Consider the following 24,905-nt stretch of genomic DNA (forward strand, 5'->3'; position numbering starts at 1 on the left):
CAAATTTGGGTGCAAAGGTACGAAAAAATTAAGAATAAAGAATTAAGAATTAGGAATTATTTGTATCTTTGCCACCAAATTAGATGTGATATGAGTAAATTCGACATAAAAACAGACCTGACCTGGCGTGATATTGCGCTGCGTGTGGCCTTGGTGTTGTGTACGGTGGCCGTCATCGTATGGTTCATGCCACGCGATAATAAGCCCAATTTCAAGATGGAGGTCGACAAGGTGTGGCTTTACAGTGACCTGACGGCAACTTTTGATTTCCCTGTCTATAAGAGTGACAGTGTCGTGAAGCATGAACGCGAACAGGTGATGCGGGATTTCGAGCCTTATTACATCTACAGCGCATCGGTGGCTGAGCAGCAAAGAACGGCCCTCTCGCATTTTATCTGGCAGAAACATCCGGAACTAGGCTCAGACTTCCTGCGACTGGTGCTGACTCCTTTCGATATGCTCTATGAAAAGGGTATCGTGGATACGAAGAAACCGCTTGAACTTGAGACGGATACGATGAAGAACCTGCGTCGTATCGATGATAGGGAGGTGTCGGTCATCAATATCTCACAAGTCTATACGCCACGAGAGGCCTATGAAGAACTGCTGAATACGCCGTCGTTGCAGATTTATCATACATTGCTGGCACAGTTGGACCTGAATGAGTTCCTGTTGCCCAATCTGACCTATGACGAAGACCGGAGTGAGGCGGCACGCCTGGAACTGCTGAACAGCATTCCGCTGGCAAGTGGGGTGGTACAGAGTGGTCAGAAAATCGTGAATCAGGGTGAGGTGGTAACGCCTGAAATCCTTCAGGTGATAGAATCATATCAGAAAGAACTGGAACGCCGTGACCAGTCGAACTCGACTTTCGCCTCGATGATTATCGGTGAGGCGCTGTTCGTGCTCATCATCATTTCGATGTTTACCATCTATCTGACACTCTACAGGAAGGATTTCTTTGAGCACACCCGTCATATTGCGATGATGTACACATTGGTGATTTTGGCTACGGTACTGGCTTCCTTGATGGTAGATCATTCGCTGTTGCATGTCTATATCCTGCCATTTGCCATTGTGCCCATCTTTATCCGTGTGTTTATGGACTCACGTACGGCTGTGATGGCCCATGCTGCTGTGGTGCTGATTTGTGCGTCTATCCTGCAGCGACCGCTGGAATTCATAGCTGTTCAGCTGGCTGCTGGTCTTACGGCGGTATTCTCTCTGCGTGAGTTGTCAAGTCGTTCGCAACTGTTCTGGACGGCTATCGTCACCACGATGATGGCCATGCTGACCAATCTGAGTATCTTCCTGATTCGTCATAATGACTTCTCAAGTATTGATGGCGGGGAATATGTGTTCCTGGCCATCAGCGGCATCGTGCTGTTCTGTTCGTACCCCATGCTCTACCTCATAGAAAAGTTCTTCGGCTTTATCTCTGATATCACGCTGATAGAGTTGAGTGATATGAACAAGGTGCTGTTGCGCCGGATGAGTGAGGTGGCTCCTGGCACGTTCCAGCATAGTATTCAGGTGGGTAATCTGGCCGCTGAGATTGCCCGTAAGATTGGTGGTAATCCGCAACTGGTTCGTACGGGTGCCCTTTACCACGATATCGGCAAGATGCAGAATCCCATTTATTTCACGGAGAACCAGTCGGGTGGTATCAGTCCGCATAGTCAGTTGACGTATATTGAGAGTGCCCAGATGATTATCAGTCATGTGACAGAGGGACTGAAACTGGCTGACGAGAACAATCTCCCAGTGCAGATTCGCGACCTGATTGCCACCCATCACGGACAGGGAAAGGCCAAGTATTTCTATATCAAATACAAGAATGAATTCCCTGACCAGCCTGTCGACGACCTTCTGTTTACTTATCCTGGTCCTAATCCGTTTACCAAGGAACAGGCTATCCTGATGATGGCTGATGCTGTGGAGGCCGCTTCACGTTCGTTGCCCGACTATACCGAACAGACCATTCGTCAGCTGGTGAATAAGTTGATTGACGGTATGGTGGACGACGGTTTCTTCCATGAATGTCCTATCACCTTCCGCGATATCCAGTATGCCAAGACGGTTTTGATTGAGAAATTGAAGACTATCTATCATACCCGTATCAGTTATCCGGAGATGAGAAAGTGAATAATTTGCACACCAAAAGGACTAAATGTGCAATTAAATCATGCACAAACTGCTATAGTTTGTGCATGATTTAATGTTTATTAGGTTAATGAAGTTTAAAATATGCACACTTTTTTCTTTTGTGTGCGACAACAAACGTACCTTTGCAGCCGAATTTTTTAAGATTTGTTTAAAAAGGATATGAAAACAAAAGTAATTCTGGCTGGCATCATGCTGGCTGCAGCCGCCACAACAGCACAGGCTGGTGGTATCTTAACCAACACAAACCAGAGTATTGACTTCTTGCGCAATCCTGCACGTGATGCAGCTATTGGCCTCGATGGTGTTTATAGTAACCCCGCAGGTGTGGCTTTCCTGCCTGAAGGTTTCCATCTTGGTTTCAACTGGCAGTATGCTCACCAGACGCGTACCATCACTTCTACCAACCCAGTGCTGGCTTTGGGCAAGAAGAATGGCGGTTCTGATACTAAGATTTTTGAAGGCGTGGCCGATGCACCATTTCTGCCTTCTTTGCAAGCTGCATGGAATAAGAATAACTGGAGTTTGCAGTTCAATTTCTCACTACCTGGCGGCGGTGGTGCATGTGAATATGCTGACGGTCTGGGTTCTTTCGAGAGCACGGTAGGTGCCATTGCTAATCAGCTGAAACCGCTTGGTGCTTCTGGCTACGATATGGATGGCTATATGCAGGGACGCCAGTATTATTTTGGTTTTCAGTTGGGTTCTGCCTATAAGGTGAACGAGAATCTAGCTGTATATGGTGGTCTGCGTGTTCTCTACGGCACAGCTACCTACAAGGCTAAAATCAGCAATATCATGGTGAATACGGCTGGAGGCTATGTTGACTTCGGTAGTTTCCTGCAAGGCGCAGAGACAAAGGTAGATGCTAGCCTGACGCAGGTAGTTGCTGGCATGGCTCAGTACGAGGCAGCTCAGGCTACTGCTGCACCTCAGTATGCTGCACTCGTTGCCCAGAAGGCTCAACTTGAAGGTACAAAGGCCAGTCTTGGTGCTTTGCAGAAGTATTCTCAGGGTGTGAACCTGTTGTGTAATCAGTGGAGTGTGGGTGTTGCACCTATCGTTGGTGTCGACTACAAGATGGGTAAGTTCAACTTTGCCGCTAAGTATGAGTTCAAAACCGAGATTCACATGAAGAACGAGTCAACGGTGAACCAGGCAAGCGAGATTGCTGCCGTGAATAAGTTCCGCGATGGTGAGGAAATTCGCGAGGATCAGCCTGCGCAGTTGGCGCTGGGTGTCATGTGGAGCCCCATGGATGAGGTTCGTTTGAATGCTGGTTGGCACCACTATTTCGATAAGAGCACCACATGGTATAACAACTCGCAGGACTTGCTGGATCACGATACAAACGAGTATCTGTTGGGTGCTGAGTGGGATGTCAACGACCGCGTCATGATTTCTTTGGGAGGACAGCTGACCCGCTACGGACTTACTGATGCTTATATGAATGATATGTCGTTTGTGGTCAACAGCTACAGCATTGGTTTTGGAACGAGCTACAGGGCTACGGACAACGTGACGCTGAAGGCTGGTTACTTCCAGACAAACTATACCAATTATGACCGCGTAAGTCAGCAGAATCCGCTGATTAAGGATAGCTTTACCCGTACCAACAGCGTACTTGGTTTGGGTGTCGAGGTGACGCTGTGAAAGGTGTGCTCGAAGAGAGGATCGTTAAATCTCCTCTAAAGCATAATATTGATAATCACGGACGATGCGGCGAAGAAAAGCTGTATCGTCCGTTTCTTTTCTTTCGATATTCAGTTTTTCGCACACCTTACGGGCTAGTTGGGCCGTGCGCTCGGCAAAATCGCTTTGCTGCATAGAGAGGGTGTGCGTAATGATGTCTATCTGTTCCAGGGACAGGTCGGCAGCCTGCGGATAGCGGGGCACATAGCCTTTGGAGAGATAGTCGTACTCGTCAAGACTGATTTGTATCTTCTTGTATTTCTGTTTTTTTATAACCACCGTCCCTGCGGCAAGGTCGCCAAGTCGCTGGTTGTTGCGGGTGAGTACCATCACGATGAGTCCCATGTAACTGGTCATTGGTCCGTCAATCATAAACAGCAGCCAGCGCATCAGATAGGAACCCAGCGTGGGGCGTGAGCCGTCAAGTTTCACCACCTGCATATTCATAATCATCTTGCCGATGGACTGTCCCTGGTTGAATATTTCCATGAGGAGGGTGTAGAACAGGGGTATCACGCCTATGGTGATGATGTAATACCACTCGGTTTTGATGATATCTGCTGCTATAATGATGGCAAGCATGACGTAGGCAAACAATACAATCCAGTCGAGTATCTGTGCAAGGATGCGGTCGCCCACGCTGGCAACGGTTGGTTGAAGGCGCACGTATTGGCCTGTGATGATAGCTGATTCTGCCATTTTCTTTGCTATATATGTATTTTTGCGACAAAAGTAGATAAAAAAGTTGACATATTGCACATAATTATCAAATTATTTTGTAACTTTGTCGCTCGATAACTGGAAATTGATGAAAGAAGTAACGTTTATTCGGCAGAACCTTGACAAATGGCGCAGTTACGAGACGGTGGCTGAGAGTCCGGCACTCTCTACTCCCGACGAAATGGCTGACGCTTATATAGACGTCACTTCCGACCTGGCTTTTTCGCAGACGCACTACCCCCAGTCACGTATCACGCTTTATCTGAACAACTTGGCTTCTGCCATCCATCAGAATATCTACCGCAACAAGCGGGAGCGCTGGTCGCGAATCGTCACTTTCTGGACACAGGAGGTGCCGCTCATCATGTGGGATGCCCGCAAGGAGCTGCGTCTGTCGTTTGTCATATTCCTGATAAGTGCGCTCATCGGTGTGCTGTCGCAATGGCTCGACCCCGATTTCTCGCGTCTGGTGATGGGCAACCGTTATGTGGAGATGACGCTCAATAATATTGAGAATGGTACGCCGATGGCTGTCTATGACGGTGGTTCTGAGGGACTCATGTTCTTCATGATTACCAAGAATAATATAGGTGTGGCGTTCATGGCTTTTGTATCGGGACTGCTTACCAGTTTCGGTACGGGTTTTATATTGCTGCAGAATGGGGTCATGTTGGGGGCCTTTCAGACCTTCTTTGCACAGCATGGACTGCTGTGGGAGTCGGCTTTGGCTATCTGGCTGCACGGCACTATCGAGATATCGGCTATCATCGTGGCTGGTGCCGCAGGGCTCGCCATGGGCAACGGGTGGCTGTTTCCCGGCACTTACTCCCGATTGTATTCGTTCAGACGTGGTGCCAAGCGTGGATTGAAGATCGTGATTGGCACGGTGCCGCTATTCTGTGTGGCTGGTTTCATTGAGGGATTCCTCACCCGTCATACGGAGTGGCCTGATATGGGCCGACTGACCATCATCTTGCTTTCTGCCGCGTTTATCATCTATTATTATATAGTACTGCCTTACTTCAGAAATAAATCTCAAACCTCAAATCAAAGATAATCATGCAAATAGAAACTCCCCAAATTGAGTTGTACCGTGTTCGTACATTTACAGAGAAACTCACAGATACGTTTAATTTCTTGCGTGACAACTGGCGCTCTCTGCTGAAATACTTCTTGTACCTGATGCTGCCTACGAGTATCGTGGTGGCATTGCCGTTCAATCATTTCTTTGAGGGCTATTTTAAATTGATTACCCTCGCAGAGAATCCGAATGCGTTTAGTTCCTCGGATGCGTGGCTATATGGCTTATCGACTGTAGCCAGTGTTGTGCTAGGTCTCTTTTCTGTCATCCTGTTGCAGGCGTTCATCTTTGCTATGATTCGTGTCTATATGCGCAATCCACAGCGGTTGAAGGATATCATCTATGCCGATTTCCGTGACGATTTGTTTTTCTGCTTCAAGCGGGGTTGTATAGAGTCGCTGGTGGGTGTGGCACTGGCCGTTGTTGTCGCTTTGCTCTTTGTTGCTGTGATAGCAATCGCCTTCTCCGTAGGGGCGAAGTTTGGCGCGGTGATTAGCATATTAGGCGTCATCTTCTTATATGTCGTGCTGGTTATTGTGCTCCTCCCAATGATGATGGTTTCGCCCATCTATCTGTTGGAAGACGAGATAGGAGTCTTTGCAGCCTATAAAAAGGGATTCCGTCTGGGCTTTGCTACCTGGGGCGGCCTCTTTGCCCTGTTGTTTGTGGTAGGTATCCTGTCGAGTGTTGTCCAGACTGTCACCATGATGCCTTGGTATATCCTGTCGATGGTGAAGATGTTCTTTACGCTGAGCAATGATATGGATAAGCCTTTCCTGCATTCGTTTGTCTTTGCTTTCATCCAGTATCTCACTTGTATCCTGATGTATCTGGGCTATATGCTCTCAGAGATATTCACGCTTGTGGCTGTCACTATCCAGTATGGGCATGCCAGCGAGAAGATTGACGGTAAGGGCGTGGCTCAGCGCATCGAGAAGTTTGACGAGTTTGATAATTTCTAATATCCACTGGCACTACTTGGTATTCTAACGATGACGGCAGATACACTCCAACTGGACCAGGAACTCATGACTGCGTTGCAGTCTGATTCGCAGTACGACTACGACCGCGAGATAAACAGTGGTGGCGAGAGTCTGCTGGAGTGGCTTCGGCGTGTCATCAACGAATGGGTGTTCGACCACCTGGATATCGTGCTGAGCGATGATGTTACCAATTATATATTAATAGGTATAGGTGTGCTGGTGGTGCTGTTCCTGGTTTTCCTTTACTGGCAACTACGTCCCAAACTCTTTATACGTAATGAGAAGGGGGACGATCTGACGTATGAGGTGCAGGAGGATACCATCTATGGCGTCGATTTTAAGGGCGATATCGCTAAGGCTGTGCAGGCTCAGGATTATCGCATGGCTGTGCGCCTTGTCTATCTGCAGACGTTATGGCATCTGCAAAATGCTGAATTGATTAACTGGCAACCGTCAAAGACGCCGGTGGAATATATGCGTCAGGTCAACAAGTCTGACTTTACTGCCATGTCGCAACACTTTATCCGTGTGCGCTATGGTAACTTTGAGGCTACTCAGGCGCTTTTCGAAGAGATGCTTTCTTTACAATTGTCTGTTACCCAACAGCTAACACCTGCCACTCATGACTAATCGCACGAAGTTCATCATCGGTATCCTGGTACTCCTCGGCATCGTCTTTGCCATCGAGTTTCGCACCTCACCTAAGTTCGTGTGGATACCTACGTTTAGTCATACAGACGGGCAGCCCTTCGGATGTATGCTCTTTGATAGTGTGATGCATTCGTCTATGCCTCGGGGCTACAGCGTCACGAAGAAGACGGTGTGGCAGTTGCAGCGCGACAGCACATTCAAGGAGCCGAAGTCTATACTGGTGGCTACGGAGGACCCAATGGGTAAGGAAGATGTGGGTGAGTTGTTGGCTTTGGTGCAGCGGGGGCATACGGTTCTCCTGGCTGCAAAGAGTCTCGCTGTTCTGTGTGATACTCTGCATATCAGTTCCGTATTCAATAGCAGTGCATTTAATATCTCTAAATTTGCTGGAAAAAATATAGAGAAGGGGGCGCTGCGGTGGAAAGGGAAAAGGGGAAACTACAGGCACCATCCACTCGCTGTTTCTGCTTATGCACAACTGATACCTAACACCTTCGAAGGTAATGATAGTGTGGTTTGTGACACGTTGTTGGCGTTCTCTGGGTATGAAGCTATTAGTCAAGCGATTGATGGTGAGGGGGAACGTCCTGTTGCCCTTTCTTTCAAGCGTGGTAGGGGCGAACTGATTATTGTTTCGGCACCGCTGCTTTTCACGAATTATATGACTATCAGCGGGCAGGGTAGTCTGTTGCAGGCGCGCTTGATGGACAGGTTGAAGGTTCATCCCGTCATCCGTATGGAGAGTTATGTCAGTGGTACGGCGATGACAGAGTCGAGTCTGTTTTACGTGATGCTGAAGCATCCGCCATTACGCTGGGCACTCTATCTCTCAATCTTGGCTCTCTTGCTGTTTTGTGTCTTCACGGCTCGTCGTCGTCAACGTGTGATTCCTGTTGTGAGGAAGCCCGAGAACCGCAACCTGGAGTTTGTTCGTCTCATCGGTTCTCTCTATTGGCAACAGCACGATAATGCGGGACTGCTGGCTAAGAAACTGGCGTATGCCACGGAGGAGATTCGTCGACAGAATGTGCGTATCTCTGCTGAAGATGAGCAACTGCTCAGCGAGATTCGTGAGTATGCCTATGGGAATTATGTCATTCCTGATAAGACGCTGAAATACTATATCAACGAGCTGAACCGTATTCTTCAGTCGTTATAGAAAAGTAAGAAAGTAAAAAGGTAGAAAAGGTAAAAAAGTAATCTATATGGAACAAGAAAGAATTGACCTCACGCAGTTTGCAGCGCGCATCGAGGAGTTGCGCCAGCAAATTTCTCAAGTCATCGTGGGACAGTCGGAAAACATTGATTTGCTGCTCACCGCCGTACTGGCTAACGGTCACGTACTGCTCGAGGGTGTGCCTGGTGTGGCGAAGACATTACTTGCACGCCTGTTGTCAAAACTCATCGATGCAAAATTCAGTCGCGTGCAGTTCACGCCCGACTTGATGCCGTCTGATGTGCTTGGCACCAACGTGTTTAACATGAAGACGTCTGATTTTGACTTCCATGCCGGTCCGGTATTTGCTGATATCGTATTGGTGGACGAGATAAATCGTGCGCCTGCAAAGACGCAGGCGGCTCTCTTTGAGGTGATGGAGGAGCGTCAGGTCACCATCGACGGCACTACCCATCCTATGGGGCAGTTTTATACCATCCTCGCTACGCAGAACCCGGTAGAGCAGGAGGGCACCTATAAGTTGCCTGAGGCACAAACCGACCGTTTTATGATGAAGATAACGATGGGCTATCCTTCGCTTGAGGAGGAGGTGGCTATCCTTGAGCGTCATCATGCCAACCAGCGTCTCACTTCGTTGGAGAATATCCAACCTGTTGTCACTAAGGAGGAACTCGTACAACTGCGTCAGATGCTTGACGCTGTCTTTGTGGATCCTGTCTTGTTGCGTTATATCGCTGCTATCGTGATGCAGACACGCCAGAGCAAAGCGGTGTTCTTAGGTGCATCGCCTCGCGCCTCTGTGGCCTTGTTGCAGGCGTCTAAGGCTTATGCGTTGTTGCAGGGGCGTGACTTCGTAACGCCTGATGATGTACGCTTTGTGTGTCCCAGCATCTTGCAGCATCGCCTTATCCTTACGGCTGAGGCTGAGATGGAGGGTATCACACCTCTCAAGGCCGTACGACGACTCATCGAAAAGGTAGAAGTACCAAAGTAAAGACATAGTAACATGTTTTAAAGACACAATAACATAATAACATGTTTAAGATATAGGAACGAATATAATTCGTGTAATTCGTTGTTTTAAAGAAAAAAGTGTATTTAAGGTATCGCTTTTATTATCTGCTATCTGCTGTTATCCTGATTATTGCAATGGGATACGCAGTGCCGCCGCTGTTCACCATCGGTCGTCTCTTCTTTTGGCTGTTGGTGACTGGTGTCGTGGTGGATATCGTGTTGTTGTGGAGCAGGAGGGGCATCCGGGCTTTTCGTACCCTCTCGCCGCGTTTCTCTAATGGCGACGATAATCCTGTGGGCATTCGTCTGGAGAGCAGTTATCCCTTCGGGGTTCATACGGAGGTTATCGACGAGGTGCCGCCCGTCTTCCAGCGTCGCGACATCCTGTTCCTGGCCGACGTCAGAAGGATGGGGGAGGCTACGATTACCTATCAGTTGCGCCCAACGGAGCGTGGCATCTATAGCTTTGGACGTGTGCGTGTCTTCGTTAGTACGCTGTTAGGACTTGTACAGCGTCGCTATACCTGTTGTGAACCGCAGGACGTTAAGGTCTATCCTTCTTATATGATGCTTCGCCAGTATGAACTGCTGGCTATGAGCAATAACCTTACGGAGATGGGTATCAAGCGTATCCGTCGTATAGGCAATAATACCGACTTTGAGCAGATTAAGGACTATGTCGTGGGTGATGACTACCGCACCATCAACTGGCGTGCTACGGCTCGTCGTCATCAGCTTATGGTTAATGTCTATCAGGACGAGCGTTCGCAGCAGGTATTCTCTGTCATCGACAAAGGGCGCATGATGCAGCAGGCTTTTCAGGAGATGACACTCCTGGATTATGCCATCAATGCGGCTCTAGTGCTCTCTTACGTCACAATCAATAAGCAGGATAAAGCTGGTTTGGTGACCTTTGCCGACCAGTTCGGGACCTTTGTGGCGCCTTCTAAACAGGAGGGACAGATGCAGACGATTCAAGAGGCTCTGTATGCCGAACAGACACAGTTTGGTGAGACCGACTATTCAGCTTTGATGGCAGGCCTTTCCCGCCACGTAACACGCCGTTCCTTGCTGATTCTTTATACCTCGTTTACCTCAATGGCATCTATGCGTCGCCAGTTGCAGTATTTGCGCCAGCTAAACATGCGTCATCGCCTGTTGGTGGTATTCTTCGAGGACGAAGAGCTATCTCAGTTCATAGCTCATCATTCGCAGTTCACAACAGACTCTAATCATATCTCTCATCTTTCATCTTTCAATTCTCCTTCTACTGAGTCAGTTTATCAGCATGTCATCGCAGAGAAGTTTGCCTATGAGCAGCGCCTGATTGTGCAGACACTCCGACAGTATGGTATACAAAGCTTGTTAACCACGCCTCGGAATCTGTCCGTCGACGTGATTAACAAGTATCTGGAGATAAAAAGTAAGATGTAAAATGGATGATGGAAGAGGTAAGATGGTTTTCTTACCTCTTGATGATTTTCTTGCCGTCCTTGATATAAAGACCTTTCTTCATCATATTATTGTCTATGTTGCGACCTTGCAAGTCGTAGACAATACTTGGGGTCTTGGTCTTTGTGATAGGCTCTACACCAAGCTCCTCGGCTGTAGGTGCAGGTATCTCAACCTTGAATGGTATCAGGTTGATATTACGATCATCCCATAGGTCATTGCCAAGATAGTAACCATCGGTCTTATACGAGATGTTAAACCAGTAATATCCATCTACTTCCAGTGGTACCTCTACCTCGAAGGTCTCACTCTTGAGTTTGCCCAGACGTACAGGAATCTCAACTGACGTGATATCCCAGTAATAATTACCTCCATCGCTGTTTTGCAGCACTCTCACGCGGATATTGTCGTAGTAATCACTGGTTGTCTTCGCGTTCTGGGCCTTGAACCTGAGCTTGGCAACATTGCTTTTGATATAACCATTGGCATCAGCATTGAGCAACATGCCATTGGTCAGTTTCAGTTCGTTGGTCTTGGCAGCCTTGATGGTCACTGTGGTATTGGCAAGCTCGTTGTATTGCTCCATCCATTGGTTTTGCTCATCGTCGAAGACCCATGTTTTCAGGGCAAATACAATGGTATGCTCTCCTGTCTCTTCAGGAGTGAAATTCATATCTAAGTCGGCTGTCTCTCCTGGAGCTATCTCAAGATGTCTTCCACCCTTGAGCTCACCGTTAACCAGCAGGAATACCACGTTGTTAAAGAATGTACCGTTGTTTTTGATAGTTGCCTTGGCTGTTTGCGTGCTGTATACCTCCATGTTACCGTTTACTGCTACTGAGCCACTCGCATCAACAGTTGGGTTCTGCAGCGTCATCTGGTTGCCATTGATGGTAGCGGTGATGTAATACTGGAAGCTTCTTGAATTCTGATACCATGTGTCTGTACCCTTTTCCCGGCTGATAGCAGTAATGGCATAGGTGCCATCGGGTAGGGCAGGAATGTTGCAGTTGTAGGTGATTCCATTATAACCCCAACTTTCAGCAAATCTGCCATCGTTCATTTTCTGGGCGGATACCTCCTTGTTGTCCTTGTCGTACACACCTATGCCAAGGTCAAAGTCTTGTGTGGCACCAGTACGGTTATAGAAAGTGGCTGTCAGAGAGATGGGAAAATAGCTTCCCTGTTTGTTCACTACGCTTAAATTTGTATATAGCCCTTCTGATGTCATTCTTACTCCCCATTCTGGTTTGTTGTCGGTGTTGGGCTGTATGCCAATGATAGCATCCTGATCAAAGCTGTAGCCATCGCTGCTACTGCTGGCGCCGCTACCTGTATTACTATGTGGGTCGAGGATACTCAGCAGGAAATAGCCGTTGCAGCTACCGCCCCATCCCCAGTTCACGTGGAAGAGACCATCCTTGCTATAGCCGTCAATCACAAAGGCATGTCCACCGCCAATTGATTGTCCGCAATAGTATACGGGACGCTTTTGGGCCAGTTCGTTGTAGATTAATTCGTCCCATTCGCTGGCTTTGAATTCAATTCGGTTTACATGCCTCAAGCTCGTGTCATAGTCGAAGTAATTCTTAAATGCATTGAGTGCGGGTATCATGTAGGCATAACTACTGTAGGAGGTGTAGTCCATCTCCATGCTGGCGCCGCATAATTGCATCAGTGTGGCGATGGCATTTTTCTGAGCCGCAGTCTCGTTTCCGTTATAGTTGTTTCTGATATTACTCCAATCAATGGTTGTTACAGGAATTTCATTGACTGTGATACCTTTTGTTCCTGTTGTATAGCTTGGAATAGTGCTCGTGGTCTTTTCGGGATATTGATAATAATTCAAGATTTGTGCCATGACGGTTGCCAGACATCCAGTCAGACTTCTCTTGTCACCATCCATGGGGCATTTGTTGTTATAAGGACTGCCTTGATCCCATGTGCTCTGTATCAGTGGTCTGATGGTGGCGTGCTCTGCCGTCTCGGCTCTTCTGGTGTTGGCATGGGTGGCCAGGTATTCCAGTTGGTATGTGTATCCTTGCAGCCACGCTTTCATATTGTCTGGTATGTCGTTCCTATTGAATGTCCCCTCGTCGGCATAGCCCAGGATGGCTGGGGTTCTGTCGTCGGCACTGACTACGACGTAACCATCGTTCTGTCCCACGTTAAACACGTAGAAGCTCTCCTTCGTGGCGGTAGTCAACTCTTTGTTTACCTGCGTGCTCTTGGCTGCCAGTCTCATCTGGCGTTGTGATTGCGTGGCTCGCTGACTGTCTATAAAGGCCTTTGCCTTCTGCAGAGCTTCACTTTCCGTTACATTGCCTGCCCATGATGTTACGGTGACAAACAGGAATAGAATAGGTAATAGTTTTCTCATATCATGATGGTTTTGGTCATTTTGTTGGCAAAGGTAATAATAAATCTTGATATACTTGCAATTATCTATAAAAAATAGCCCCCACCGCATCTTGCGGTGAGGGCCGTTTTGTACCCTCCTTATGTGGGGAGGGGTAGGGAATGTCTATTACTTAACGACCTTCTTGCCATTGATGATGAAGAGACCCTTCTGAGCCTTGTTCACCTTCTGACCGTTCAGGTTGTAGATAGCATTGTTCATCACGTTGCTCTTCACGGTGTTGATGCTTGTCAGAGTATTCTCATCCTGCTCAGCATCGATGAAGTAGATGTGGCAGCCGTTGGTGTTCTTCACAACGATGTCGTAAGCAACACCTGCGGGAACAACCCACGTCTGCTCGGTGTAAGTCTTAGGAGCTGCAACGGCGTTGCCTTCAGCGTCCTTCAACTCTGTCTCACCTGCGAACAACTGTATGCCACGAGCCTCACTGCTCTTGTGTGACTCAACACCAATCTTGATGGTAGATCCACCCTTCACTGCGGGGATAGTCATAATGGTCTGACCCTTACCGCCGAACCAGAGGTATGAAGGACCGTTATAAGTACCAATAGAAGTTGAAGGATAGTTCACTGCAATAGCCAGTGCACGAGAAGCACCGTAAGCAGTGTTGAACTGCAGACCGGCAAACTCTGCAATAGCGGTACCGTTGGCAGTAGGCGTAGCCTCGCCTCCAACATACCAGAAGCAGTTGTCCTTTGAAGCGGCATAAGTATCACAGGTCGTGCCGGGCTTCTTTTCGTGGTCAGACCACAGTGCTCCGTTGTCCTCACACTTCGTGTTACCTTCCTTGTCAGGATCAGCAGATACAGTAACCTTTGCGGCCTCGGCCTTCAGGTTTGCAACGGTAGCCTCGCTCCACTTTGTGAAGTCCCAAGTATGAGTAACCTCTACAGGAACCTGATGCTTATAGACACCGGCAACCTTAACAACCTTTCCTGCACCAGTAAAGATAGTCAGAAGACTGATTTCAGGGATAATACCATCCTTGATTTCACTTTCATTATCCTCTGCGAAGACATACTTGAACTCGGTAATGCCAGCAGGCAGTTCCTTGTTCTTGTTGTTTGTCCAGAATGCATAACTGAGACCTGCAGGTGTGGGTTCTGTAAACTTGAAGAGAATGTAGTCGCAATTTGATACATCAACATTCTTCATCTTGAAGATAACGCTAACCTGGTCTTTAGTAGTATAGGTTATTACACCAGTCTTTTCATTCTTTTCGGATGTGGCCAGAGTTACAACACCACCCTCTTGATCCTGCTGTTCCTGTGCAATCTCTATGAGGTTAGCATCAAGGTTTGCCTTGTCAAACAGGATGATAGCGTCAGCCAGATTGGCCTTTGCGGTAGCGATAGTTTCAACAGTAGCGTCAGCAGCATTCAAAGCTATCTCGGCATCTGTGATAGCAGTAGCCAGTGCATCTGCACCATTCTTGCCTTCGGTTTCGATAGCCTTGGCTGCAGTGATGGCAGCCTCCAAATCAGCCTTAGCAGTAACAATAGGATTAACCTTGAAGGTGATGGTTACGGTAACTGCACTTGCAGGCATAGTGAATGTTGCAGTATTGGCAGCCTCGTTGATGGTGAGTTCTGCTTCTTGATTCTCTCCGTATACTACGTGAGCTTCGTCAACGATGTAGCCTTCTGCGGGTTTAGCAGTAAGGGTTACCACTTCACCCTCGGTAGCTTCTACGTCGTTTGCTGTAACAGTACCATTCTGTGTCTCTGCAATAGTAATGGCATACAATGTGGGAATAGGAGCAGGTTCAACGAGTGTGAGCTGGAAGTTATCCACGCAAACCCAGTTACCGGTACACCCCTTCATAACTGCACCGATAGTCAGGTCTGCCTTACGTGCGAGCTCTGTTTCTACGGTAACTGTCTCACCGCTAACAACTACAGCCATGCTATCAGTGTTTGCAATGAGGTAGAAGCCCTTACCAGCAGCATCACCGTTGCCTTGTTCCAAGTTCTGCATTTCTGCAGTCAGCTTATACTTACCAGCGGGCAGACCGGCGATAACCTGAGTCAGTGAACCGTCAGAGAGTTTGCCACCATTTGCAGAGTTAGTCCATTTTTCAACGAAGAATGAACCTGTAGCCTGATGGAAGTTACCGTTGTTGACAGAATTACCGCCATCCTTGCTTGTCCAACCATCGATGTTTCCAAACTCGAAGCTTGGGTTTACGATTGTACGGGTATAGACCTGTCCGGCAACGGCAGGAACGGCCTTAGCCAGCTCAGTGATAGCAGCGTCAACCTTCTTAGCCTCCTCAAGACCGTCGCCGGTGATAGCTGTAACGTCGATACCTGCAATAGCTGTATTGTATGCAGTCAGAGCAGCCTCATCCTTCACGATAGCTTTATACTTAGCGCCTTCAGCGAGCAGAGCCTCAACTGCAGGAACATAGGTGTTGGAAACGGTAGCAAATGTGAAGTAAGTAGGCTCCTCATTCTTTGCGGGGCCATTGTTGGCACCCTGATACAGACCAGTACCAATATTCTTGATGGTGAAGCCCTTTCCTTCTACATATTGTACATCGTAAACAGCACCATTCTTTATATCCTGACCGTTCTTATTATCCAGACCGAGAATGAATGAACAGTCTTTATTTGCAGGCTGTGAGTTCAGCCAACCACCCATACCCCAGCAGTTGTAGTCAGCGCCAGTAGGAGTAATGAGCTGGAAACGATAGTATTCATGTACGTCTGCATCTGCATCATCAGCTAGGCTGACGAGCTTCCACAGATAGCCAGAGTTAGAGCTTGAGAAAGCATTTGCGTAAGTGTCATAGGCCAGGTTCTGATTGTTAGAACCGTAGAGAGCCTTTCCTTCTTCCTTATTGATGATGGCGAAGTTTACGCCAGTAAGATCTGCAACACTTGTGAACTCTGTAGCGATACCAGTAGTAGGCTTAATCAAAGTAGCAGCGATTGTCTCTGTTGGCTCAACTGGAGCCACGTAGCTTACCAACTCGTTGTTCTGCTTGAACTCGTAGGTTTCCTGATACTTGGTCAGTATACCCTTTACGATTACCTCAGCACCAACCTTGATGTCGGTATATGCAACACCTTCCATGGTCAGGCCCTTGAAGCATTCGAACTGCTGACCTTCTTCTGTGCCATCAGCAGAAATCCAATAAGTAATATAGTTCTTAGTGGCATCTTCGGCATCTACGTTAACCTTTTCAATCTTAGAGATGATACCCTTTACGAATACGGTTTCGTTCAAAGCCTCACCGGCATCAATCAGTGCAATAGCTTCAGCAACAGTGTAAGCAGTCTCAGCTGTGTTTGCAATGTGAACGGGTTCTGCAGGAGTGAAAGTTGTGGTTTCATCATTTTTATCTGCCACAGTTACAATAACGTTCTTGATCTGAGTGTTTGCAGATACGAAAAGAACAACATTTGTAGAATTACCGGTCCATTCACCTTTTTCTGCAACAATACCATTAATAGTGTTAGCAGTATTCCATTTTCCATTGTTATAAACAACCTTTGTGATAGCTTTGCCCTCAGGAGCAACGATAGTCATTGTACCACCGTACATACGCATCTTTGGGCTTGTACCCCAATAACGGTTAACTGTAGAACCTCCACTTGGCGTAATAGTCATTGTTACACCGTCTTGTGTCAAAATTTCGTCCTCAGTGATGTCGCCATCATGTGAGTTGTTGCTAGATGTAGCATGGTTACCACCATCGAAGTCAAATGTAACTTCAGTCGCTACGGCTGCTGCAGGAGCTTTGTAAAGGAACAGGCCTGTTACGACGTTGTTATCCCTACTTTTGATAGAGTGAAGGTGAGCAAAGCCCTTGTCTGTGGTCAATTGTTTCAAATCAACAGAATATACATTACCTTCCTTAGCGAAGTATTTCTGATGCCAACTATCAGCATCACCCACGGTGTTGTCAATAAGATGTGATTCAGCCTCAGTTGCGTTCCATTGGCCATTGTCTGCATCACGGTTCAACAGAATACGTGGTGTTCCGCTGGCAACTGTAACATACAGCTTGTCAAAAGCAGAGAGATCTGCATAATCGTTTACGCCAGGGTCGCCGTATGACTGTCCTGTAGTCTTGAAGAGTTCCCATGTAGTATTGTATGTGCTTGTCTGCTGGGCATCAGCACCCCAACCGTTCCACTTTCCGAAGGGAACGTCTTTCAGACTGCTGAAACCTTCCTTGAAGGCCAAAGCTGTAATAGCGTCATTGATAGCAGTAGTAGCAGCGGTCAGACTCTCTGCTGTAGCACCCTCAGCAGCCAAAGCTGTTTCACCATCGGCAATTTTTGTTGTTAGTGTTCCAAACGTAGCATCTGTGTAAGCCAAAGCGTTGTACATCTTACCAAGTGCAATAGCAGCGCTTAACTCTGATTTCTGTGTTGCCAGAGGATCTGCAGACTTAAAGAAGTAGCACTCGGAAATTGTGATTGGTGCACGACAACCTCCCCAGTTAAAAATTGTAAAGTCTTCAATGGGGGTTCCATTTAGGTTCACAACATACTCTGTCAAACCTTTAAGACTCTTGAAACCGCCATATTCATTGACGTTCCATCCGTCGGCAACAGCCTCGGCGAACTTGATGACGATTTTGTCGTAATCGCCAACTTCCATGTTTAAGTACTGGAAGGCATTCTTGAAATCATCTTTCGGTGTGAAAGTTGCTGAATACAAGTTTGTCTTGTCCAAAGTACTTGGTGCTATCGGCACGATGTCAAAATCCGAAGTCGCCAATTCTCCGTTTTTGTCAACGAGAAGGATGGGCGTCTTGGTTCCATCTTGCGCGAAAGCATTTACCACGCCCATCATACATAACAATGTGAACGTGAGTAACCATTTTGTAATACTTCGCATAATTAATTGTTTTTAGTTAATGATTAAAAGTTAATTAATAAAACGTGATTAGATTGTTTCGGGTGGCAAAGGTACAATATATTTTGTAAAGACGTTTTTCATTTTGTTTCATAGGTTTTGCTAATTTGTCTCATTTTTCTAAGGAAATAAGCAAACATAAAAGTAGCTTATTGTTTAAGTATTTTGCAGATGGCGCTAAATCAGTAAGTTATGACAAATATAAGCCGGGCTTATGAAAAAGCCCCCACCGCTTTTTTGCGGTGAGGGCCATTGGGTTCCCCTCAAGAGAGGGGTAGGGAATTGCTATTACTTAACAACAGTCTTTTTGCCATTGATGATGAAGAGACCCTTCTTGGCCTTGTTCACCTTCTGACCATTCATGTTGTAGATAGTATCCTGCTGGCTGTCAGACTTCAGAGAATTAATTCTTGTCATGAAGGCAGCAGACTTGAAGGTAATATTGATGTTGAGTACCACAGCCTTCTCGTTTGCAACGAAGCCCCACTTTGCAGTGTAGGTATCGTTCTCCATGAAGTTAGCGTCGTGGGTACCCAGGTAATCAATTGTACCAGATGCAGGATCTTGAATCTTTGCACAGAGGCCATTGGTTGCATTTGCCCATTGAGTAGCATCACCATTAGCATCGCGCCATCCGTCGGTGGTATTCTCAACGAAGCTACCTGTTGTCACGTTAACGATGTAAGCCTTAGCATCAGCGATAGAAGCAATGTTGAGTGCTGTAGCAACCTCGGCAGCATCAAACTGAGCTGTCAGTTCTTCGTAAGCAACCTCAGCTGTCATATATACAGGTACGTCGATTGTCTTAACAATCTCAGGCTTGAATTCAGGAGCAGCTACGAATGTTACGTTGATGGTGTAGATCACCTTCTTACCGTTGGCTGCGAGCTGCCACTTGACGCTGTAGGTCTTGCCTACCTCGTCGGCACCGTTCATGTCGCAGATGCTGTACTTGCCTTCACCAGCGATTGCTTCGAAGAACTTCACGTTGATCTTAGTGTTATCACCCCAAGTTTCGGCAACTCCTTCACCGTTGAACCAACCGTCGTAAGCCTTAAAGTCACTGATGGCGTTACCATCGGGATTCAGAACGCTCAGCATATCTTCTGTGATAGCTTCAACACCCAGGAATGCCTTAGCCTCAGTGAAGTCTACGGTAGCCTCAGTAGCACCGTAACCCATGCCTGTATAACGCTCTACGTTAAGCGTCAGCTCAAGTTCTGTTACTTCGGGCTGCTTAGCCTGCTTATAGGTGTAGTTGAAACCGTAGAAGCCCAACTTAGTGCCAGCAGCATAGATCTTGTATGCCTTTTCTGCCTTCACGTCGAATGTGAAGGTGCCATACATCTTATCAGAAACTGTGATTCCATCGAAGTCGGTCAGTGCAGTACCATCCTCTAAGATGTAGAAAGACTTGTCTTTGTTCAGAACGACTGCAACGTCAATCTTACCGTCAAACTTTGGAACGATGGTGTAGAATGTGCCACCTTCCTTGTTGCCGTTTTGACCGTTACCATCTGTAAAGGCTTCAAATCCTTCAACTGCAGCGTTTGCAGCTGCTGCATGGAAGGCCTCACCACCAGCCTCACCATAGGTGATTGTAGCTACAACCTTATCCTCGTTCTTAACCTCTACAACGTCGGCAGAAACGTGAGTCTCGCCTTCCTTTAATGCATAAGTAACCTTTACTTCCTCAAATTCTTCTCCAGTAGCAGCCTCAACGGTGAACTCAGTAGTTGTGAATGGAGCAGCCTCAGTGAACTTGGGGAATGCGGCATTCAGCATCACAGCGTGTACCTTCTCTTCCTGAGCCTTCAGGAACTTGAACTTACCAGGCTCAACTACTTCATAGTCGGTACCCTCAACAAGTGCAGTACCACCAGCGGTAACGAAGCTGAAGGTTGTAGTCTGGTTCTCGAGCCATGTAGTATAGGCAGCAGCCTCTCCTACAGTCTCAGGATTCAACTCACCCTTAGCCACAGTCAGCTGTGAAGTGAGGTCGAGCTCGCTAACGGTCTCAGCAACCTCAAGTGCAGCCTGAGAAGCGTAGGTGAACTTCTTGGTCTTGCTGGCAGTGTTCAGACCTGCGGGCTGAGCAGGGAGCGTAGCCAGTGTGAATGCATTGTTTTCCAACTTGCAAGAAGCTGTAGCGCCTGCAATAGTGGCACTTGTCAGTTTGTTGTCGTTCAACTGAAGGTTCTTAACAACAACGGGAACATTAACAGTAGTCAACTGGTTACCATCCAAATACAAGTTTGCTCCCTCAACAACCTTTGACAGGTCTACCTCTGTCAGTAGGTTATTGTTCAGATAGGTATCCTTCAGGCTGGCAACCTTTGACAGGTCGATAGTAGCAATCTTGTTGTTCTGCAGGTTTGCGAAGCTAAGTGTTGCATTCTCTGGCAGAATCACACTCTCAAGAGCATTATACTGAGCGTACAAGTTGGTGAGCTTCGTGTTAGCACTCAGGTCAAGAGTTTTCAGAACACCAGGCTTGGTTGCGCTGGCAGCCATCACGTTCAACTGTTCAAGATTGGCATTGCCGCTCAGGTCGAGACTCTCAAGGACGCTCTCGAAGGCAGATGCAGTGTTGTTGTTGATAGTGAGGTTGGTCAGAGCAGCATTGTTCTTCACATTAATGTTCTTCAAAGAACCCTGTGAGAAGCCGAAGATCTTCAAGTCATCAAGACCTGTCAGGTCGAGAGACTCAACAGCTACCTTGCTCATCGTGAACTGAACAACCTTCTTCAGCTTGGGCTGGTCTACAGCAAGGGTAGCACCAGAAACAGCCAGATACCAGATGTCGCTGTTACCATATACCTTAATAATACCATCGCCAGCTACAGTACCCTTGAACTCAGTAACACTAGTGTGGGTAGTACCTTCCTTCTGAGGCCAGGTCTCAGTACCATCATTGACGCATACACCCTTATTCTGGTGACCTACAGAGTCTGTTACAAGTACACCATCACCAAAGTCAACTGAGAAGACGTCGAACTCATCATATACACCAGGCTTGATAGATACTTCTTCACCAACCTTGGCATTCAATGTAAAGATTGGCTCGCCAAGATTCTTAGTAACCATTACGTTCTTGAAGCTCAGCCAAGAGATGTTGTTGTCGGCAGCCACGTTGAACTTGATCTTCAGTACGCCGTTCTCTGCAACAGTACCTGTAGCAGTGAACTCCTTCAGGAAGAACTGTGAGGTACCAATCTGATCGCCTGCAGCTACGTTGACAGCTTCGCCGTCGTTAGCCTGCATGGTAATTCCAGTAGCAGGAGCCTCATAACCATTTTTAGCGCGTACGCGTACCCATGCGGTAACATCATACTTACCAGGTTCAACACCGTTCAGTGTAGCAGTGATGTCGTTAGCACCGAGCGAATTACCATCGCTAACCCAATACTCGAAGAATGGGGTGTAGAAGTTTGAACCGTCGTTGTTTCCCTCAACACTCCATGTGTTGATATACGGAGTGCCCTCAACAGTAGAAGTAAAGGCAGAGAGCAGCAGGGTGGGAAGGGTTCCCTCAAGACGAGAGCCATAGTTGAATGCAGAAGCATCAGCATCGCTCACCGTACCTTCTTCGTATCCCTTCTGTGCAGCGGCAACGGCAGCATCGAATGTAGTCTTAGCCTCAGCAGTATAGACGTTTGTTGCCTCTGCTATAGCAGTCATGTCATCAAGCACCTTCTTCATGTGGGCGTAAGCCTCAATAGATGCTTTGGCATTCTTTACGGCAGTCATCAGTGCAATAACATCACCAGCTTCCTTAGCTGTCGTAATTGCATTGGCAGCTGCTACACTCATCTTGCCTTCAGGAATCTCGATATCGTCAACAGAAGGCAGCGCTGCTACGTATTTCAGACGGAAATTGTCAGCCTTGTACCAATAGTAGCCACCAGCGTTGAATGTACCATCGCCATTGCCACCGACAACGCCGATAGTTGCTGTACCATCAATTACATAGAACTGCAGACTTCCTTCTTCGAACTTAGACTTTGTCGTTGTAGGAATGGCATCACTGTGGGCGCCATTGGCAATCAGGAAGATGCATGGCTTATCGTTGTTGCCTTCGCCAGCGTCGTTGGTTACAAGCACCTTCAACTCGTACAGACCATTGGGCAGACCTGCGATTGTCTGAGTGATGGGATTACCTTTCCACCATGTGTTGAACAGATAGTCACCATCGCATCCCTCGGCGGTGTAGGTAGCATTGCTGTTAGGCTTAACGCCAGTATCAGAACTATTAGTTACTGTCCAGCCAGTCAAGTCACCTGTCTCAAAGCTTGGGTTCACAATCTTGCTTGTCATATCGGTTCCAGGCTCGATAGCAGGCTCTGGCTCAACCTCTGCATCACCGAGACGTGTCAGTGTCCAAGGACCAATAACGGTGTAGTCAGACTCTGGTGTGCCGGTTCTGTTGATTCCAATTGTAACAGCACCATCAGCAGGCAGGTTGAAGGTAACCTCGTTTACATACTTGCCAGCAGCAAACCAAGCCTTCACAGCATCAGATGAGTTGGGAACGAACTTCTCGTTCACGGTTACAGAACCGCTGCCGTTGGCGTAGTCAGTCTCAGAAGCACCGTCATAGCGGTTTTGAACTTTGGTAGCTACGGTTTTCTCACCTACGGTAGCATAAAGCTGAACCAGTTTAGTGTCAGTACCGGCTGTAATAGCAGCAGCCTCTGCAGCCTCGTCAGCACCAAAGCGATAAGCAGCCTGTGCAGTTACCTTATATTTACCTGCGGGCAGGTTCGCGATAGTCTGCTTGAAGTCGAATGCTGAAGCATTTCCGACCTTCACAATACCGCCACTAATACCCTTCGTGCCTGTAGCATCGAAGCCCCCCTCACCAGTAAGGTCAGCATTTACGATATAGCTGGTATAGTCGTTAGGATCAGCAACCTCTACGTCGCCAGTCTTCTGAATGTAGACAAGGTCAAGAACACGGTTCTCGTTACCAACAGCAGGAATAGTAATATTGGTGGCTTTTGTTAATTCAAATTCTTCTGAAGTCTCAGAATAGACGTATCCTTTGGTATCAATAGACAATACAGTTGCTTCACCAGCCTTGATAACAAAGGTAGTAGTAGCGTTACCCCAAACCTGAGCGGTCAACTTGTACTTGCCAGGTTGGAGGGTCGTAACAACAGCATCGTTAGCAAAGAAAGCACCTTTACCCATTGAACAGCGGATATCGGCATTACTTGCGGCAGAGGCTGTTGCTCCCTCGATATCTTCTGCTTCTTTCAGGAATACGATGTCATTTGTCTCGGTAGCAGAATAATTAACTGTAATGACCTTGTTGTCTGCATCAAGAGTTGTAGTGTTTCGGTACTCCTTGTTGTTTGCTGGGGTATTGTATAATACTCCCTCTGATAATAAGTATTGAGGGAAATAATAAGTGATTGCGTCACTTTCGAATCCTGTTCCTTCAAAAATAGTTGTACCAAGACTACTCTTAACCGTATAGTTATAGGTTGCGGCCTCGCGGAATACTAATGTAATCACATTTGTAGCAGCATCTGCTACGGTTGTAATTGTTGAATTGCCAGATACATAGATGTATTTTTTATCACCCACGACGAAAGAAGCTATGTCGGCAGAACTTGCAGTCTGTTCAGAGCCAATAGCCACATTAGTATAAACGGCAGCATCCTTGAGTTCGTTGGTTCCGTCAGTAAACTTTACTGTATAGGATGTTACACTGCTGACATCGGCAGTAGTGATAACCAGTGTTGGCGCGTTTGCTGAAGCTTTACCATAAAGGTCTGCACCGCCAGCGTTTCCTGTCCATTGGAAAATGATGTAGTTCTGTCCTTCATTGAAGATGGCTTTTACGGCATCTGTTACATCCTGTGACAGATTTATTCTGTCGCCAGTACCTCCTGTTGAAGCAGCAGCAACAGCTTTGTCTGCGCGGTTGCTTGCATTACGGAGATCAAGACCCGTTTGACCTGCGAATGTAGCCCAATCAAGGTCAAAATCTTTCTTCATGTAATAGATAATGTCATCACGACCAGACCTGCCCCCCTGATTAACACTATACGTTAGTTGGGCTTTTGTGATAGAGTGACCTTCTGGAATGGTGTACGAGAACTTGGCGTAGGCACAACCAGCCCATGCAGTGGCAGCATCATTATTGTAATGCTCTTTCTCTGCATCAACAGTTGAAGCACCTGTGTTGCTGCCCCATTGAGCACCAGCCGTGTGGTCAAGCGTGGCAGTAATCTCATCAGCCCAAACACCTGTTGCTCCCAAAATCATCATGATACTTAGGAATAGCGTTCTTAGTAAATTTCGTTTCATTATTGTTTTTTGTTAGTAATGAAATATGCGCCTGCTGGTCCGTCAGCGCTTATAGTTTTAGTTTTGTAGGTCTTCTGTGCCCTTCTGCGGACCTATTATTACCCTCCATTCTTAGTGGTAGGGCCAGTGGGGGCACCTTATTTCCGGAAGTTTTCTTCTTGGAATGTTTAATTGTTTTTAGTTGTTGTTATTGTTAGTAAGTAAATTAGTTCACATAATCGGCTGCAAAAATAAATAGAAAAAATGAATAATCCAAGAAAAAGAAGAAAAAAATCAGTGCCATCTGTGGTGTCCGCGCGACAAGAAGAAAAAGAAACAGCCCCCACCGCGTCATTGCGGTGAGGGCTGTTTTTTGTTCCCCTC

General features: G+C 47.1%; 12 protein-coding genes. 8 read left to right on the plus strand and 4 right to left on the minus strand.

Features of this window, described 5'->3' with window-relative positions; translation table 11 throughout:
• The first annotated feature begins 90 nt into the window (after positions 1-90).
• Positions 91-2,145, plus strand: coding sequence for an HD family phosphohydrolase (locus L6466_RS02080; RefSeq protein ID WP_237802231.1), 2,055 nt, complete (start codon positions 91-93; stop codon positions 2,143-2,145).
• Between the two features lie 180 nt (positions 2,146-2,325).
• Complete coding sequence (locus L6466_RS02085; RefSeq protein WP_237802230.1) at positions 2,326-3,816, plus strand: OmpP1/FadL family transporter; 1,491 nt, start codon at positions 2,326-2,328, stop codon at positions 3,814-3,816.
• 24 nt (positions 3,817-3,840) lie between these two features.
• Here the strand turns inward: L6466_RS02085 and L6466_RS02090 are convergent, their stop codons facing one another.
• On the minus strand, positions 3,841-4,554 hold the full coding sequence (locus L6466_RS02090; RefSeq protein WP_237802229.1) for an RDD family protein: 714 nt from the start codon (positions 4,552-4,554) through the stop codon (positions 3,841-3,843).
• A 109-nt stretch (positions 4,555-4,663) separates the two neighbouring features.
• Between L6466_RS02090 and L6466_RS02095 the strand changes: the two genes are divergently transcribed.
• From L6466_RS02095 to L6466_RS02120, 6 genes are all read left to right on the plus strand, one after another.
• Positions 4,664-5,632: a stage II sporulation protein M gene (locus L6466_RS02095; RefSeq protein WP_237802228.1), complete on the plus strand. Its 969-nt coding sequence runs from the start codon at positions 4,664-4,666 to the stop codon at positions 5,630-5,632.
• A 2-nt stretch (positions 5,633-5,634) separates the two neighbouring features.
• Positions 5,635-6,618, plus strand: a complete 984-nt coding sequence (locus L6466_RS02100; protein ID WP_143005706.1) for a hypothetical protein — start codon at positions 5,635-5,637, stop codon at positions 6,616-6,618.
• 30 nt (positions 6,619-6,648) lie between these two features.
• Entirely contained in the window at positions 6,649-7,269 is a 621-nt protein-coding gene (locus tag L6466_RS02105) for a DUF4129 domain-containing protein (RefSeq protein WP_237802227.1), read from the plus strand.
• Positions 7,262-8,449: a DUF4350 domain-containing protein gene (locus tag L6466_RS02110; RefSeq protein WP_237802226.1), complete on the plus strand. Its 1,188-nt coding sequence runs from the start codon at positions 7,262-7,264 to the stop codon at positions 8,447-8,449. Before L6466_RS02105 ends, L6466_RS02110 begins: the two co-directional genes overlap by 8 nt.
• A gap of 46 nt (positions 8,450-8,495) precedes the next feature.
• The gene (locus L6466_RS02115; RefSeq protein WP_237793493.1) at positions 8,496-9,461 is read left to right on the plus strand and encodes an AAA family ATPase; all 966 of its coding nucleotides are present in this window, start codon (positions 8,496-8,498) and stop codon (positions 9,459-9,461) included.
• Positions 9,462-9,559: 98 nt separating this feature from the next.
• Positions 9,560-10,915 carry a DUF58 domain-containing protein gene (locus L6466_RS02120; protein ID WP_237802225.1) on the plus strand — a complete coding sequence of 452 codons (1,356 nt, stop codon included), beginning with the start codon at positions 9,560-9,562 and terminating at the stop codon, positions 10,913-10,915.
• A 31-nt stretch (positions 10,916-10,946) separates the two neighbouring features.
• On the opposite strand, the gene L6466_RS02125 is transcribed toward L6466_RS02120, so the two are convergent.
• From L6466_RS02125 to L6466_RS02135, 3 genes are all read right to left on the minus strand, one after another.
• The gene (locus L6466_RS02125; RefSeq protein WP_237802224.1) at positions 10,947-13,313 is read right to left on the minus strand and encodes a C10 family peptidase; all 2,367 of its coding nucleotides are present in this window, start codon (positions 13,311-13,313) and stop codon (positions 10,947-10,949) included.
• Positions 13,314-13,460: 147 nt separating this feature from the next.
• The gene (locus tag L6466_RS02130) at positions 13,461-18,206 is read right to left on the minus strand and encodes an InlB B-repeat-containing protein (protein ID WP_237802223.1); all 4,746 of its coding nucleotides are present in this window, start codon (positions 18,204-18,206) and stop codon (positions 13,461-13,463) included.
• A 306-nt stretch (positions 18,207-18,512) separates the two neighbouring features.
• Positions 18,513-24,542 carry a hypothetical protein gene (locus L6466_RS02135; protein ID WP_237802222.1) on the minus strand — a complete coding sequence of 2,010 codons (6,030 nt, stop codon included), beginning with the start codon at positions 24,540-24,542 and terminating at the stop codon, positions 18,513-18,515.
• Positions 24,543-24,905 lie beyond the last annotated feature (363 nt).

This window comes from Prevotella communis (assembly GCF_022024175.1).
Classification (GTDB): domain Bacteria; phylum Bacteroidota; class Bacteroidia; order Bacteroidales; family Bacteroidaceae; genus Prevotella; species Prevotella communis.